Origin of the sequence: Pseudomonas syringae pv. tomato str. DC3000 (genome assembly GCF_000007805.1) — a bacterium.
GTDB lineage: Bacteria > Pseudomonadota > Gammaproteobacteria > Pseudomonadales > Pseudomonadaceae > Aquipseudomonas > Aquipseudomonas avellanae.
The window spans coordinates 737,346-752,556 of sequence record NC_004578.1 but is presented as its reverse complement, the minus strand read 5'-3'; the positions used below and the strand labels follow the sequence as shown (position 1 = coordinate 752,556).

Annotated in this window: 18 protein-coding genes; 7 read left to right on the top strand and 11 right to left on the bottom strand. The window is 60.9% G+C overall.

Features of this window, described 5'->3' with window-relative positions:
• Positions 1 to 101 precede the first annotated feature (101 nt).
• Complete coding sequence (dxs, locus tag PSPTO_RS03690) at positions 102 to 1,997, top strand: 1-deoxy-D-xylulose-5-phosphate synthase (RefSeq protein WP_011103240.1); 1,896 nt, start codon at positions 102 to 104, stop codon at positions 1,995 to 1,997.
• Between the two features lie 368 nt (positions 1,998 to 2,365).
• On the opposite strand, the gene PSPTO_RS03685 is transcribed toward dxs, so the two are convergent.
• The 9 genes from PSPTO_RS03685 to nrdR all read right to left on the bottom strand — a co-directional run bounded on the left by PSPTO_RS03685 (position 2,366) and on the right by nrdR (position 9,037).
• Positions 2,366 to 2,782 (bottom strand): hypothetical protein, encoded by a 417-nt coding sequence (locus tag PSPTO_RS03685; RefSeq protein ID WP_005769026.1) that lies wholly within the window; start codon positions 2,780 to 2,782, stop codon positions 2,366 to 2,368.
• The gene (ribA, locus tag PSPTO_RS03680) at positions 2,779 to 3,396 is read right to left on the bottom strand and encodes a GTP cyclohydrolase II (protein WP_003379129.1); all 618 of its coding nucleotides are present in this window, start codon (positions 3,394 to 3,396) and stop codon (positions 2,779 to 2,781) included. The genes PSPTO_RS03685 and ribA overlap by 4 nt, the downstream gene beginning before the upstream one ends.
• A 134-nt stretch (positions 3,397 to 3,530) precedes the next feature.
• On the bottom strand, positions 3,531 to 4,496 hold the full coding sequence (gene thiL, locus PSPTO_RS03675; RefSeq protein ID WP_011103239.1) for a thiamine-phosphate kinase: 966 nt from the start codon (positions 4,494 to 4,496) through the stop codon (positions 3,531 to 3,533).
• A 16-nt stretch (positions 4,497 to 4,512) separates the two neighbouring features.
• The gene (nusB, locus tag PSPTO_RS03670; RefSeq protein WP_011103238.1) at positions 4,513 to 5,010 is read right to left on the bottom strand and encodes a transcription antitermination factor NusB; all 498 of its coding nucleotides are present in this window, start codon (positions 5,008 to 5,010) and stop codon (positions 4,513 to 4,515) included.
• Positions 5,007 to 5,483, bottom strand: coding sequence for a 6,7-dimethyl-8-ribityllumazine synthase (ribE, locus tag PSPTO_RS03665; protein ID WP_002555427.1), 477 nt, complete (start codon positions 5,481 to 5,483; stop codon positions 5,007 to 5,009). Before ribE ends, nusB begins: the two co-directional genes overlap by 4 nt.
• Positions 5,484 to 5,611: 128 nt before the next feature.
• Entirely contained in the window at positions 5,612 to 6,703 is a 1,092-nt protein-coding gene (ribBA, locus tag PSPTO_RS03660; RefSeq protein ID WP_011103237.1) for a bifunctional 3,4-dihydroxy-2-butanone-4-phosphate synthase/GTP cyclohydrolase II, read from the bottom strand.
• A 17-nt stretch (positions 6,704 to 6,720) separates the two neighbouring features.
• Complete coding sequence (locus PSPTO_RS03655; protein WP_011103236.1) at positions 6,721 to 7,383, bottom strand: riboflavin synthase; 663 nt, start codon at positions 7,381 to 7,383, stop codon at positions 6,721 to 6,723.
• A gap of 47 nt (positions 7,384 to 7,430) precedes the next feature.
• Positions 7,431 to 8,576: a bifunctional diaminohydroxyphosphoribosylaminopyrimidine deaminase/5-amino-6-(5-phosphoribosylamino)uracil reductase RibD gene (gene ribD, locus PSPTO_RS03650; RefSeq protein ID WP_011103235.1), complete on the bottom strand. Its 1,146-nt coding sequence runs from the start codon at positions 8,574 to 8,576 to the stop codon at positions 7,431 to 7,433.
• A complete protein-coding gene (nrdR, locus tag PSPTO_RS03645) occupies positions 8,573 to 9,037 on the bottom strand; it encodes a transcriptional regulator NrdR (protein WP_003379141.1) in 465 nt (154 codons plus the stop codon). The genes ribD and nrdR overlap by 4 nt, the downstream gene beginning before the upstream one ends.
• Positions 9,038 to 9,213: 176 nt before the next feature.
• On the opposite strand from nrdR, the gene PSPTO_RS03640 reads away from it, so the two are divergent.
• The 3 genes from PSPTO_RS03640 (at position 9,214) to trxA (ending at position 11,358) form a co-directional block, all read left to right on the top strand.
• The gene (locus PSPTO_RS03640) at positions 9,214 to 9,663 is read left to right on the top strand and encodes a lipoprotein (RefSeq protein WP_003379143.1); all 450 of its coding nucleotides are present in this window, start codon (positions 9,214 to 9,216) and stop codon (positions 9,661 to 9,663) included.
• Positions 9,660 to 10,313 (top strand): class I SAM-dependent methyltransferase, encoded by a 654-nt coding sequence (locus PSPTO_RS03635; RefSeq protein WP_011103234.1) that lies wholly within the window; start codon positions 9,660 to 9,662, stop codon positions 10,311 to 10,313. Before PSPTO_RS03640 ends, PSPTO_RS03635 begins: the two co-directional genes overlap by 4 nt.
• 172 nt (positions 10,314 to 10,485) lie before the next feature.
• Entirely contained in the window at positions 10,486 to 11,358 is an 873-nt protein-coding gene (gene trxA / locus PSPTO_RS03630) for a thioredoxin (RefSeq protein ID WP_003379146.1), read from the top strand.
• 54 nt (positions 11,359 to 11,412) lie between these two features.
• Here the strand turns inward: trxA and PSPTO_RS03625 are convergent, their stop codons facing one another.
• Both PSPTO_RS03625 and PSPTO_RS03620 read right to left on the bottom strand, forming a co-directional pair.
• Positions 11,413 to 11,769 (bottom strand): hypothetical protein, encoded by a 357-nt coding sequence (locus PSPTO_RS03625; RefSeq protein ID WP_005769010.1) that lies wholly within the window; start codon positions 11,767 to 11,769, stop codon positions 11,413 to 11,415.
• A gap of 75 nt (positions 11,770 to 11,844) precedes the next feature.
• A complete protein-coding gene (locus PSPTO_RS03620) occupies positions 11,845 to 12,267 on the bottom strand; it encodes a nuclear transport factor 2 family protein (RefSeq protein WP_005614373.1) in 423 nt (140 codons plus the stop codon).
• 303 nt (positions 12,268 to 12,570) lie between these two features.
• Here PSPTO_RS03620 and PSPTO_RS03615 point away from each other — a divergent pair, with 303 nt between their 5' ends.
• From PSPTO_RS03615 to PSPTO_RS03605, 3 genes are all read left to right on the top strand, one after another.
• Positions 12,571 to 13,158 (top strand): DUF2796 domain-containing protein, encoded by a 588-nt coding sequence (locus PSPTO_RS03615; protein WP_011103233.1) that lies wholly within the window; start codon positions 12,571 to 12,573, stop codon positions 13,156 to 13,158.
• A 69-nt stretch (positions 13,159 to 13,227) separates the two neighbouring features.
• Entirely contained in the window at positions 13,228 to 13,938 is a 711-nt protein-coding gene (locus PSPTO_RS03610; RefSeq protein WP_005769006.1) for an ABC transporter ATP-binding protein, read from the top strand.
• A gap of 1 nt (position 13,939) precedes the next feature.
• Entirely contained in the window at positions 13,940 to 15,205 is a 1,266-nt protein-coding gene (locus PSPTO_RS03605) for an ABC transporter permease (protein ID WP_005769004.1), read from the top strand.
• Positions 15,206 to 15,211 lie beyond the last annotated feature (6 nt).

Below are 15,211 nucleotides of genomic sequence, written 5' to 3'. Positions count from 1 at the left end.
AGCTTGTCAGTCGACGGACCTTCCGCCGACTCACTTCATGGGCAGCGTGCGATGCATAAGGTAAACTGCCGCCTCTTTACTTATAAATAACGATTCGCCTGATGCCCACGACGTTCAAAGAGATCCCCCGCGAGCGCCCGGTCACGCCGTTGCTCGACCAGGCTGACACCCCACACGGCTTACGCCGTCTGGGTGAAGCCGAGCTCGAAACCCTGGCCGATGAACTGCGCCTGGAGCTGCTGTACTCCGTTGGCCAGACCGGAGGGCATTTCGGTGCCGGTCTTGGGGTCATCGAGCTGACCATCGCGCTGCATTACGTGTTTGACACCCCGGACGACCGTCTGGTGTGGGACGTGGGTCATCAAGCCTATCCGCACAAGATTCTCACCGGCCGTCGCGCGCGCATGTCCACCCTGCGCCAGAAGGACGGTGTTGCCGCCTTTCCGCGCCGCAGCGAGAGCGAGTACGACACGTTTGGCGTTGGCCACTCCAGCACCTCGATCAGCGCGGCGCTGGGTATGGCGATTGCTTCGCGTCTGCAAGGCAGTGAGCGCAAATCGATTGCCGTGATCGGCGACGGTGCGCTGACCGCCGGCATGGCATTCGAGGCGTTGAACCACGCGCCGGAAGTCGCGGCGAACATGCTGGTGATCCTCAACGACAACGACATGTCGATATCGCGCAATGTCGGCGGGCTGTCGAACTATCTGGCCAAGATTCTTTCCAGCCGTACCTACACCAGCATGCGCGAAGGCAGCAAGAAAGTGCTTTCGCGGCTGCCGGGCGCGTGGGAAATCGCACGGCGTACCGAAGAATACGCAAAGGGCATGCTGGTCCCCGGCACGCTGTTCGAAGAGCTGGGCTGGAATTACATCGGCCCTATCGACGGCCATGACCTGCCAACCCTGATTGCCACGCTGCGCAACATGCGTGACCTGAAAGGCCCGCAATTCCTGCACGTGGTGACCAAGAAGGGCAAGGGTTTTGCGCCCGCCGAAGTCGACCCGATCGGCTATCACGCCATTACCAAGCTTGAACCCCTGAATGCACCTGTCAGCGTTCAGAAAAAAGTCAGCTCACCGAAATACTCCGGTGTGTTCGGCCAGTGGATCTGCGACATGGCCGAGGCCGACTCGCGTCTGGTGGGTATCACGCCGGCCATGAAGGAAGGTTCGGACCTGGTGGACTTCAGCGAGCGCTTTCCCGAGCGCTACTTCGATGTGGCCATTGCCGAGCAACACGCCGTCACCCTCGCAGCCGGTATGGCCTGTGAAGGCAGCAAGCCGGTGGTGGCGATCTATTCGACGTTCCTGCAGCGCGGCTACGATCAGTTGGTGCATGACGTTGCGGTGCAGAACCTCGACGTGCTGTTCGCCATTGACCGTGCCGGGCTTGTGGGCGAAGACGGCCCGACCCACGCGGGCAGCTTTGATCTGTCTTACCTGCGCTGCATCCCCGGCATTGTGGTGATGACGCCGAGTGACGAAAACGAATTGCGCAAATTGCTCAGCACCGGCTATCTGCACACCGGGCCTGCCGCTGTGCGCTACCCGCGCGGCACCGGGCCGAATGCTGTGATCGAGGCCAATCTGGACCCGGTCGAAATTGGCAAAGGCGTTGTGCGCCGTCAAGGTCAGGGGGTTGCGATTCTGGTGTTTGGCGTGCAACTGGCCGAGGCTCTGGTGGTCGCTGAGAAACTGGACGCGACCGTCATCGACATGCGTTTCGTCAAACCACTGGACGAGGCGTTGGTACGCGAAACAGCTGCCAGTCATGAACTGCTGGTCACGCTGGAAGAAAACGCGGTGATGGGTGGTGCGGGTGCGGCAGTCAGCGAGTTTCTGGCCCGCGCGAACATCCTCAAGTCCGTGCTGCACCTGGGCTTGCCGGACGTTTATGTCGAGCACGCCAAACCGGCGCAGATGCTGGCTGAATGCGGGCTGGATGCTGAAGGGATCGAAGCGGCGATCAATGAGCGGTTAGCGCTGATTGGCTGACAGTTACACAAGTCCGCTTCCGACTCAGACCGTGAAGCGGACCGGGCGACGCCTCGCTTGTCCACAAACTCCCGGACTTTTACGCGACCTGTCAGACTTTTATGGGGCCTGTCGGAATCTGTAGGAGCGGACTTGTCCGCGAACTGTCGGTAACCGACAGCAAAACCTGCCGCCTCGGTTTGCCAGACAGAGCCGAGTTGGCCGGTTTTTGGGGCTGCTTTGCAGCCCATCGCAGCCGTCGTAACCTCCTGAAGCTCCCACGCCCTCCGGGCAGAAGCCCAAATCTTCACGCACCTCAAAACCTGTAAAATGCTCGCAGAGTGGCTTATGTGGGAGCGGACCGGGCGCTACAGCACCGGCACCCTTAGTCAGCTGGCTGCCGGAATCCGGTACAGGTAAAGCAGCACCACACTGGAAAATGCCAACAGGCAAACCGGCAGCGGGTGCAGGCCGAACAGTACAGCGATGGCGGCGATCCAGGCGGGAAGCCCGGCCGCCAGAAAGGCGAAACGGCGAACCGCAGCAAGTTTGATCCAGGCGGCGGGCTCTTCCGGCGTGTCGAGCGCAGCCTGAGTGGCCGCCAATGCACGTTTGTAGGCACCGAATGGCTTCAGGCTGACAAACATCGAGCCTATCCCGGCGATGAACAACGGTATCGCCAACACAGGGATAAGCGGCTCACTGGAGCCGAAAAACACACAAACCACCAACAAGGGTGCCAAGGTCAGGCCCAGTTGGCGCCACCAGGCCATTTCCAGCTTTTGGCGCACCTCGCTGCGTGTCACGCGGGGCCGACCTCGCTTTGGTGTTCGTTACCCATCATGTGCCCCAACTTGCCGGCCTTGGTCGCCAGATAAAGGCGATTGTGCGGGTTTTGCCCAGTGTGCAGCGGCACACGCTCGGCGACATTGATGCCCATGTCGGTCAGCGCTTTGACTTTACGCGGGTTGTTGGTCATCAAGCGCAGCGACTGCACACCCAGATGCTGAAGCATCGGCAGGCAGATGGCGTAGTCGCGCTGGTCGGCGGCAAAACCAAGACGCTCGTTGGCTTCGACCGTATCGGCCCCGCCGTCCTGCAGCTCGTAGGCGCGGATCTTGTTCATCAGGCCGATGCCGCGCCCTTCCTGACGCAGATACAGCAATACGCCGCGCCCCTCGGTAGCAATGGCGCGCATGGCGGCTTCCAGTTGAGAGCCGCAATCGCAACGCTGACTGAACAGTGCATCACCGGTCAGGCATTCGGAGTGCACCCGGCCAAGAACCGGAGCGCCATCCGCTACATCGCCCAGGCTCAGGACAACGTGTTCACGGCCGGTTGCTGACTCGATAAAGCCGTGCATGGCAAATTCTGCAAAGGGTGTGGGCAGTTTGGAAGCGGCGACAAATACGACGGGCACCGTGTGCTCCTGATCAGTATGAAGACTGGAAATTCGCAAGATTTGCATTGTAACAGCAGGTTCCTACAGACGCTCAGGCTGAATTCTCGGGCATTTAGATCATAAAGTTCGATAGATAGACCTGACACACCCCGTCACTGTGGGCCGCCAAAATGCTGGTAGCCACGGGTATCGGGGGTGATGTCGGCTCCGGCATGGTCGATCAGAACCACGTCATTTCCAGCCTCGACCCGGCCGATCACATGCACCGGCCAGCCGGCGTCGAGCAACCCAGCCAGATGTTCTGGCGGCAGCGTAAAGGCCAGCACGTAATCATCACCGCCGCTAAGCGCCGCCTGTTGCGCGGCCTGCAGGTCGAACAACGCGAGCAGGTGCGGCGACATTGGCAGCCCGTCGCGCTCGATCAACAGACGTACCCCCGAAGCACGGGCGATGTGCCCGCAGTCCGCGAGCAAGCCATCGGAGATATCCAGCGCCGACGTCGCCTTGCCGCGCAATGCCTGACCCAGCGCCAATTGCGGTTGTGGCGACCAGTAGCGCGCCAGCAACGGTTCGGCAATCGAAGCCTCGGCGCTGCGTTGATTCAACACCAGGGGCAACGCAGCTGCACCATCGCCCAGCGCACCGCCGACACATAACAGGTCACCTACGCGAGCGCCGCTACGTGTCAACGCAAGCCCTGAGGGTACAGCACCGAACACGGTCAGGGTCAGGCTCAACGGACCGCGCGTGGTGTCACCACCGATCAGGCGCAACGAACAGCCTTGCGCCATCAGGCTCAAACCGTGAGCAAAGCGCTGCAACCAGTCGGCATCGACATGCGGCAAGGTCAGGGCAAGGGTGAATGCAACGGGACGAGCGCCCATGGCCGCCAGATCACTGGCAGAGACGGCCAATGCACGCTGACCAAGCAGAAAGGGGTCGCAGACGGCCGGAAAATGCACATCGGCCACCAGCGTATCGGTCGAGATCGCCAACTGCTCACCGGGCGGTAACGCCAGCAGCGCGCAATCGTCGCCGATCCCCAATACAACCTCTTCACCCGCCTGCGCACAGGGCGCGGCGGCGAAGTAATTGCGGATCAGCTCGAACTCTCCCATGAAGGTCAGGCGCTGATCAGCGCTTGTGAGCCTTCACTTCGACTTCACGCAGGCGCGGTGCAAGCTTGTCCAGCACGCCATTGACGAACTTGTGGCCGTCAGTGGAGCCGTAGACTTTGGCCAGTTCGATGCCTTCGTTGATCACAACGCGGTAAGGCACGTCGATGCGCTTGAGCAGTTCGAAGGTGGACAGGCGCAATATCGCCAGCTCAATCGGATCGAGTTCTTCGATGGTCAGATCAAGGCAAGGCGTCAGAGCAGTGTCGATCTCGGTCTGGTTGATTGCCACGCCGTGCAGCAGCTCACGGAAGTAAGTGCCGTCAACGTTACTGAAGTCATTATCGACACGGAACTGGGCTTCGATTTCGTTCAGCGCGTGGCCAGCCATGTGCCGTTGGTACAGGGCCTGAGTTGCCATCTGACGCGCTTCGCGACGTTTGGCGCTCTTGCCCTTGGCGATTTCCGGCGATTTGGCGTCGCGCGGGTTGAACTGGTCGGTGTCGTCGGAAATCACTTGGCCTCCAACTGCGACAGCAGGCTGACCATTTCGATGGCGGACAGGGCAGCTTCAGCGCCCTTGTTGCCGGCCTTGGTGCCGGAGCGCTCGATGGCCTGCTCGATGGAATCGACAGTCAATACGCCGAAAGCGACCGGAACGCCGAATTCCATGGAAACCTGGGACAAGCCTTTGACGCACTCGCCTGCCACGTATTCGAAGTGCGGAGTACCGCCACGGATCACTGCACCCAGTGCAACGATGGCCGCGAACTCGCTGCGTTGAGCAACTTTCTGCACGACCAGTGGAATCTCGAACGCACCCGGCGCACGGATGATGGTGATATCGCTTTCGCTCACGCCGTGGCGTACCAGCGCATCAACGGCACCGCTAACCAGGCTTTCCACGACGAAGCTGTTGAAACGGCCAACCACCAAGGCGTAGCGGCCTTGGGGGGCGATGAAGGTACCTTCGATGGTCTTCAAGGTCATTCGGTGAGTCTCGTATTAAAGAGCAAGCCCGCCTTGGGGCGGACTTTGAGGGATATTAGGCCACGAATCACAACTGTCAGGCCAAAAGCTGCGAAAACCGTCTTTCGCACGCCTCGACCTGCCGGTATTTATTCGGAGGGCACGTATTCTACAACTTCCAGATCGAAACCGGATATCGCATTGAACTTCATTGGCGAACTCATCAGGCGCATTTTGCGCACACCGAGGTCACGAAGGATCTGCGAACCGGCACCCACCGTGCTGTAAGTGGTCGGCGTCTTGATCGGTTGCTGCCCTGCGGTTTCGCGGATATGAGCCAGCAATACATCGCCATCCAGGGGGTGACCAAGCAACAGCACAACACCGCTGCCCGCCTCGCTAACCGCACGCATGGCGGCGCGCAGGCTCCAGCGGCCGGGCTGTTTGACCATCAGCAGGTCGCGCAACGGGTCCATATTGTGGACGCGTACGAGGGTCGGCTCTTCTGCGCAGATCTTGCCCAGGGTCAGCGCCAGATGCACATCGCCCTCGACCGAATCACGGTAGGTCACCAGGTTGAAACTGCCCAGTTCGCTGTCCATCGGCTGCTCGGCAATCCGCTGAACGGTACGTTCGTGGATCATCCGGTAGTGGATCAAGTCGGCGATGGTGCCGATCTTGATGTCGTGTTGCAGGGTAAATTCTTCAAGTTCGGCGCGACGCGACATGGTGCCGTCGTCGTTCATGACTTCGCAGATCAGCCCCGTCGGCTCGAACCCGGCCATGCGCGCCAGATCGCACGCCGCTTCGGTATGCCCGGCGCGAGCCAGAGTGCCACCGGCCTGAGCCATCAGCGGGAAGATGTGCCCCGGGCTGACGATGTCTTCGGCTTTGGCTTCTTTGGCAGCGGCGGCCTGCACGGTACGCGCACGGTCGGCTGCGGAAATACCGGTGGTCACGCCTTCGGCAGCTTCGATGGAGACGGTGAACTTGGTGCCGAAACCGGAGCCGTTGCGCGGCGCCATCAGCGGCAGCTTGAGGGTTTCGCAGCGCTCGCGGGTCATCGGCATGCAGATCAGGCCACGGGCGAAACGCGCCATGAAGTTGATGTGCTCAGGCTTGACGCATTCGGCGGCCATGATCAGGTCGCCTTCGTTCTCGCGGTCTTCGTCATCCATGAGGATGACCATCTTGCCCTGGCGGATGTCTTCAACCAGTTCTTCGATATTATTGAGCGCCACGCGGCACCCTCCTTGATTCAGGATTTGAGGTAGCCGGTCTCGGCCAGAAAGCTTTCGGTGATCGTGCCGTGACCCGGTTCTGCTGCCTTGTCGCCCAGCAACAGACGCTCCAGATAGCGCGCCAGCAGGTCCACTTCCAGGTTGACCTTACGGCCAGGCAGGTAGTCGGCCATGATGGTTTCGCTGAGGGTGTGCGGCACGATGGTCAGTTCGAACTCGGCGCCATTGACCGAGTTGACCGTCAGGCTGGTGCCGTCAACGGTGATCGAGCCTTTATGGGCGATGTATTTGGCCAGCTCGCGCGGCGCACGCACCGTAAACTGGATGGCGCGGGCGTTATCGGCACGGGCGACGATTTCACCGACGCCGTCGACATGGCCGCTGACCAGGTGACCGCCAAGACGCGTGGTCGGCGTCAGGGCTTTTTCCAGATTGACCCGGCTGCCGCTCTTCAAATCGACAAAGGCAGTCACGGTCAGGGTTTCACGACTGACGTCAGCCCAGAAGCCGTCGCCGGGCAATTCGACAGCGGTCAGGCATACGCCATTGACGGCAATGCTGTCGCCGAGTTTGACGTCGCTCAGGTCGAGCTTGCCGGTTTCCACGTAAACGCGGACGTCGCCACCCTTGGGAGTCAGGGCGCGGATGCTGCCGATGGATTCGATGATGCCAGTAAACATGGGTCCTCCGGGAGAACAAGGGCTACGCGCTAGGCGAAAGCGAAGAATTATACGCCGGGTGCACTGACAGGGAGAGCAATGACTCGCCAGTCATTGCCGACGGCTCGCATTTCAATGATGTTCAGCTCCAGCGCTTCACTCATCTGCGCCAGGGGCAGATCGAGCAGCGGCCGGGCCGACGAACCGAGAAACTTGCCTGCAATGAATAGCTGAAATTCGTCGACCAGCCCGAGACGCGTGAAGGCACCGGCCAGACGCGGACCGGCTTCGACCAGCACCTCGTTGACGCCCCGCGCGCCCAGTTCGCCCATCAACCTGCGCAGGTCAACATGACCGGCGCTGTCGGCCAGCGCCAGCATCTCGTGACCGTCTTCCTGATAACGACCCCGCGCCGACGCCGCGGCGCAGGTCACGACCAGCGCACTGCCCGCCTGAAAGAACGGCGTATCCAATGGCACGCGCAGCCGTCCGTCGATCAATACGCGCAGGGGCGGACACGCAGCCGCCAGCGCAGTGAGTTCGGCATTGAGCCCCAGCTCGTCAGGGCGCACGGTCAGGCGTGCCTTGTCGGCCAGCACCGTATCGGCACCGGTCAGCACCACGCTCGATTGGGCGCGCAGGCGCTGAACCGCAGAACGCGCCTCGGGGCCGGTGATCCACTGGCTTTCACCGCTGGCCATGGCCGTTCTGCCATCCAGGCTCATGGCCATCTTGACCCGCACATAGGGCCGTCCGGTTTCCATGCGCTTGATAAAACCTTTGTTCAGCGCTCGCGCCTCGCCTTCCAGTACGCCGCACTGAACGCTGATACCGGCAGTCATCAGGCGCAAAAGCCCGCTGCCGGCCACTTGCGGATTGGGGTCCTGCATTGCCGCAACGACCCGCGCCAGCCCGGCGCTGATCAGTGCATCGGCGCACGGCGGGGTGCGTCCCTGATGGCTGCACGGTTCAAGTGTGACGTAGGCGGTTGCGCCCCGGGCAAGCTCCCCGGCCTCGCGCAGCGCGTGCACTTCGGCGTGCGGCTCGCCAGCCCGCGCATGCCAGCCCTGACCGACAATCTGGCCGTCACGCACGATCACGCAACCGACTCGCGGGTTGGGGTGTGTCGAATAAAGGCCCTTGCGCGCCAGTTCCAGCGCATGGGCCATGTAATGAACGTCGAGGGCTGCCTGTTCAGTCAACACTGCACTCATTCCTTACCCGGCTCGCGGGCCAGACGGTCGATTTCTTCACGAAACTCGTTGAGGTCCTGAAAGCGGCGATACACGGACGCGAAGCGAATATAGGCCACTTCATCCAGCTTTTGCAGCTCGCCCATGACCAGCTCGCCGACCACCAGCGACTTGACCTCGCGCTCACCCGTGGCCCGTAGCTTGTGCTTGATGTGGGCCAGTGCAGCTTCAAGGCGTTCGACACTCACCGGGCGCTTTTCAAGGGCGCGCTGCATGCCGGCGCGCAGCTTTTCTTCGTCGAACGGCTGGCGACTGCCGTCCTGCTTGATCAGGCGCGGCAAGACCAGCTCGGCGGTTTCAAACGTCGTGAAGCGCTCGCCGCAGGCCAGGCATTCGCGGCGGCGGCGTACTTGCTCGCCTTCGGCGACGAGGCGGGAGTCGATGACTTTGGTGTCATTGGCACCGCAGAAGGGACAGTGCATGGTGGCTGGCAACGAAAGAATGAGGAGCGCCATGTTAGCGCATCCTGCTGGCAAGACAAGGCTGGGGGTTTACGGTATATAGACGCGCATTAAAGCGATGTGAAATTGCCCCGGCTCGGTAATACTGCACGCTTGGCGTGACACAGCCTTTCGATTTTTGTCTTGTGGAGCTCTTGATGACGTTACGCCCCCTTTTTTTACTCGGCCTCATCGGTTTGCTGGCCGCATGCAGCAGCAATGACGCCCCGAAACCTGTCGCCGCGCCGCCCGTGGCGCCAGCGATCAAGCTGCCGGCCGGGCCGGGTCCGTTGCTGCCTTATCAGCGTGAGCTCAGCGGGCAATTGCTGGGCGTCCCGGCCGGTGCCGAGGTCGAACTGGCGATGCTGGTGATCGACGATCGCGGTCGTCCGCAAAAACTGCTGACCAGCACCCTGCTCAAGGGCAACGGCCAGTCGCTGCCGTTTCAGTTGCGCTTCAACCCTGAAGCCTTTCCGGTGGGCGGACGCGTAGAATTGCGCGGCCGCGCGAGCAAATCAGGACAGTTGATTCTGCACCTGCCATCAATGCGCATCGAACAGGCCACCACTCAGGCACTGGGGCAATTGCAGTTCGTCAAGGCGCCATGATCGCCCCGCAACATCTGCAACACGCGTTGAGCGAACTGCTTGGCGACGCCCGGCTGGTTGTCACTGCGCTGCCGGGCACAGAGCTGAAGCTGTGGCTGATCGACGAGGCCAACATGGACCGCGCCTTCAGCCCGGATGAAACGCGCCGTATTCTGGAAGATCCACCGTACTGGAGCTTCTGCTGGGCGAGTGGCCTGGCCCTGGCGCGTTTTCTGGCTGAAAACCCGCACTGGGTGGCTGGCAAGCGGGTACTGGACTTCGGTGCGGGCTCGGGTGTGGCGGGCATTGCTGCGCTCAGGGCCGGGGCGCTTGAAGTGGTTGCCTGTGATCTCGATCCACTGGCGCTCGCTGCCTGCCGGGCCAATGCCGAACTCAATCAGGTGCCATTTAGCTACTCGACGGATTTCTTTGCCGAGGCGGACCGCTTCGATCTGATTCTGGTCGCCGACGTGCTCTACGACCGCGCCAACCTGCCGCTGCTGGACCAGTTTCTCTCCCGAGGCCGCGAGGCATTGGTGGCAGACTCCCGCGTGCGCGACTTCAAGCACGCTGCCTACCAGCGTGTGACGATACTGCATGCGCACACCCTGCCGGACCTGGCCGAGCCGCACGAGTTTCGCGACGTGAGTGTGTATCACGCGGCGCGGTGAGCGCTGAATAACAGTCCAGAATCGCTCAGCCAAACGGTTTCTGCAGAATCAAAAGCAGATGTGTGGACAGTGCCAAGCGTAGGGTAAGGATGATGCCCCACCGCCGACGCCGCTTTCAGCATTGCCCTGCGGGCTTTATAGTTGGCGGCATTCAGATTCTTCGAGACGTGCAATGAGCCAGGAAACTGCTTACATCTTCGACGCAACCAGCGCGAACTTTGACCAACAGGTGATCGACAAATCATTCGATCAGCCTGTCCTCGTTGATTTCTGGGCCGAGTGGTGTGCGCCCTGCAAGGTCCTGATGCCGCTGTTGCAGCAGATCACCGAAAGCTATCAGGGCGAGTTGCTGCTGGCCAAGGTCAATTGCGACGCCGAGCCGGATGTTGTCTCCCGCTTCGGTATTCGCAGCCTGCCGACCGTGGTGCTTTTCAAGGACGGCCAGCCGGTGGATGGCTTTGCCGGTGCGCAGCCCGAGTCGGAAATCCGTAAGATTCTTGAACAACATGTCGTCATGCCACCGCCCCCGGCGGCTGACCCGCTCAAGCAGGCGCAGGCATTGTTTGCCGAAAGCCGATTCTCCGAGGCCGAGGCGGTTCTCAAGCAACTGCTGGGCGAAGACAACACTAACGCAGCCGCGCTGATTCTGTATGCGCGCTGCCTGGCCGAGCGTGGCGAGTTGAGTGAAGCCCGCGCTGTGCTCGATGCAGTTACCGGCGATGCACATAAAGCCGAACTGGCCGGTGCCAAGGCGCAACTGACTTTTCTGGCTGAAGCCGCCACCCTGCCGGATGCTGCCGAGCTGAAAAGCCGTCTGGCGCAAAACCCTCAGGATGACGAAGCCGCGCATCAACTGGCGATTCAGCAGTTGTCGCGTCAACAGTACGAAGCCGCACTTGATGGCCTGCTCAAGCTGTTCATCCGCAACCGCAACTACGCCGAAGGCCTGCCGCACAAGACGCTGCTGCAAGTGTTCGACCTGCTGGGCAATGACCATCCATTGGTGACGGCGTATCGCCGCAAGCTGTTTGCTGCGCTGTATTAAGGCTGTTCGACACAGGCGACGCACGGTTTCCTGTGGCTGAACAACCAGGTCAGATCAGGTCGCTTCTACCCAGCTGTAAAGCGGCGCATCCCCGCCGCTCTCGACCTTCACGTTCGCAGAGTGACGCAAACGCACCAACAAATGCTTGCCAGCCGCGGTGCTGCCGGCCAGCCCCTCCAGTTGCCCCAGCAGATCCGGCCCACTCATTTGCCCGGCTTTTTGCAGCATTTCCCGAGCGACCAGCCACAGTCGGTCATCCGGGTTGATCGGCTTGCTCTCGGCAGCGGTCGGTGCCGCCAGGTCAGGCGCTACCGCCTTGAGCTGCGCGCCCAGTTGGGCCCAGTCGCCTTCGTCCAGTTCAAGGGTCAAGTCCACCGGCCATTGGCCTACGGTTCCACGAATACGCAACATGATGTGTACCTGCTGACAGTCAGGCACACATGCTCCCACAGGCTGGCGCGCATTCCCATGCACAACCGCAAGGGCTCAGCCGTAAAGCCACTGATTGATGACCGGTTCTTTGCCGTTCATGAAATTGCCGAGTGCGCGCACGTCGTAGACGTTTTCCCAGTGCTCGATAATTTTGCCGTCACGAAATCGCCACAGGCCGCAAAACGGCATGATGATTCTGCGCCCCTCGCAGCGGGCGCGCAGGTCGCCCACCACCGAGCCGAAATGGTCGTTGGCAATGATGTCGTGGACATCCATGTAGAGCGTCTGACGCGTGCGTCTGAGCAGATTGATCTCGTGGGAAAGCACCGCGTCCTTGCCGATGGCTATGGACAGGCCACCACCAGCGCCCTGATCCGCCTTATGCAGGACGATGTCAGTGTCGGCAAACTCGGTGATACGTGTCGGATCCTTGTACACCGCACGCAGTATTTCCCTGTTCGAATGGAGTTTGTTCATGGATATCGTCCTTGATAATGCACTCGACCGACGTCGAACGCCTGTGCGGGCTGGCGATGAAAATCCTCCCGACGCATCCGGCGCAGGTGTAGCGATTTTCATCTTCCAGAGTAGGACTTGATGACGCAACGTGTGAGACTACTTCTGCATAAGCGCGGGTCGAGGTATTCCAGAGAGCACCACACGCTGCCGGCCTAAAGCGACTCAATCATCCAGGCGCGGCACAAAAAACACGTCCACCCTCACCGGCACTTGTTATAAGATCACATAACAGATACCCGCCCATAACTTCCGGAGTTCGCTATGCGCCGCCTGCTACTCGCCCTGCCTTTCGCCCTGTTGCCACTTGTTGCTGCGCACGCTGCTGAAGAACACGACCACGATCACGGCGACGAACACGGCAGCCTGGGTGCCCACGAGCATGGCGTCGGGCGTCTGGATGTGGTGCTGGAAGGCAAGACGCTGGAGTTTGAGTTCGACAGCCCGGCCATGAACATCGTCGGTTTCGAGCACGCTGCAACCTCGGCAGAAGACAAAGACAAGGTCGCCAAGGCCCGCGAGTTGCTGCTCAAGCCCAATGCACTGTTCAGCATCGCCGATGCGGCAAACTGCTCGGCTACGTCGGTGAAACTGGAAAGCCCTCTGTTTGGCGACAAGGATGACGATCACGACGAGCACGCCAAGGCTGGCGATGCAGAACACCATGAACACAGTGAAATTCACGGCCACTACAAATTCGTTTGCGACGCACCGGCCGTTCTGAAAAATCTCGACCTGTCGCAGATATTCAAAACCTTCCCCGCCACCAAAAAGCTTCAGGTACAACTGATTTCGCCAGGCGGCCAGTCGGGCGCAGAAGTGATCGCAGCCAACCCAACGCTGAAATTCTGATCGCACCCTGCGGCACAACGACCGGGCCTGGCCCGGTCTTTTAATTTCCAACCGAGCGTGAGTCAGCCCATGCCCCAAGCACTGATCGAGCTGTCTGACCTGAGTTTCAACTGGCCAGGTCACCCTCAATTGCTGGACATCCCGGGCTTTCGCCTCGAAACCGGCGAAACCCTGTTCCTCAAAGGCCCCAGCGGCAGCGGTAAAACCACGTTGCTGGGCCTGCTCGGCGGCGTGCAGCAACCTGTCAGCGGCAGCATTCGCCTGTTGAATCAGGAGCTGTCGAGCCTGTCGTCGGCGGCGCGTGATCGCTTTCGTGTCGACCACACCGGTTACATTTTTCAGCAGTTCAATCTGTTGCCGTTTCTGTCGGTGCGGGAAAACATCGAGCTGCCCTGCCACTTTTCCAGCGTCCGCGCCGAACGTGCCAGGCAACGTCACGGCAGTGTCGAAAAAGCTACCACCACCCTGCTCGCCCATCTGGGCCTGAAAGACCCGGCGATGCTCGCCCGCCGCGCCGATTCGCTGTCCATCGGTCAGCAGCAGCGCGTCGCCGCCGCACGGGCACTGATCGGCCAGCCTGAACTGGTGATTGCCGACGAGCCGACATCCGCGCTGGACGCAGACTCGCGCGAGGCGTTCATTCGTCTGCTGTTCGCCGAATGTCGCGAGGCCGGGGCCAGCCTGTTGTTCGTTAGCCATGACCAGAGCCTGGCTCCGCTGTTTGATCGCAACCTGTCGCTAAGCGACCTGAATCGCGCCGCCGTCGCTGTGGAGATCTGAGATGTATCTGTTTCGTCTGGCGCTCGCCAGCCTGGCCAACCGCCGCTTTACTGCGTTTCTCACTGCCTTCGCCATCGCCCTTTCAGTCTGCCTGTTACTGGCCGTGGAGCGGGTGCGCACCGAAGCCCGCGCCAGCTTCGCCAGCACCATCAGCGGCACCGACCTGATCGTCGGCGCGCGCTCCGGTTCGCTCAATCTGTTGCTGTATTCGGTGTTCCGCATCGGTAACGCCACCAACAACATTCGCTGGGACAGCTTCGAGCACTTTGCCCAAAGCCAACAGGTCAAATGGGCGATACCGGTTTCGTTGGGCGACTCGCACCGTGGCTACCGGGTGATGGGCACCAACGAGTCGTACTTCGAGCATTATCAGTTTGGCCGCCAGCAGCACCTGCAAATGGCTGAAGGCCGTGAGTTTCAGACCGATCCTTTTGAGGTTGTCCTTGGCTCGGAAGTCGCCAGAGCGCTGCATTACAAGCTCGGCGACAAACTGGTACTGGCGCACGGCGTTGCGGCGATCAGCCTGGTCAAGCACGACGACAAGCCGTTTACCGTGGTGGGCATCCTCAAGCCTACCGCCACGCCGGTGGATCGCACACTGCACATCAGCCTGGGCGGCATGGAAGCCATCCATATCGATTGGCACAACGGCGCGCCGGCCCGGGGCAACGAACGCATTTCAGCCGATCAGGCGCGCAACATGGACCTGACGCCCACCGCGATTACCGCGTTCATGCTGGGCCTGAACAGCAAGATTTCAACGTTCAGCCTGCAACGCGAGATCAACGAGTACCGCGGCGAGCCGATGCTGGCGATTCTGCCGGGCGTGGCCTTGCAGGAACTGTGGAGCCTGATGGGCACCGCTGAAAAGGCGCTGTTCGTGATTTCGCTGTTCGTGGTGCTGACCGGGCTGATCGGCATGCTGACCGCGATCCTCACCAGCCTTAACGAACGACGTCGGGAAATGGCCATCCTGCGCTCGGTCGGCGCGCGGCCCTGGCATATCGCAAGCCTGCTTATACTGGAGGCCTTCGCCCTGGCACTGGCCGGGGTGGTCAGTGGCCTTGCGCTGCTCTATATCGGCATTTTCGCGGCCCACGACTACGTGCTCGAGAACTACGGCTTATACCTGTCGTCTATGCCACCTGGCCAATATGAATGGACTTTACTGGGTGGCATTCTCGGTTGCGCGCTGTTGATGGGAACCGTGCCAGCCTGGCGAGCCTACAGGCAGTCACTGGCCGATGGACTGTCGATTCGTTTATGAGGACCT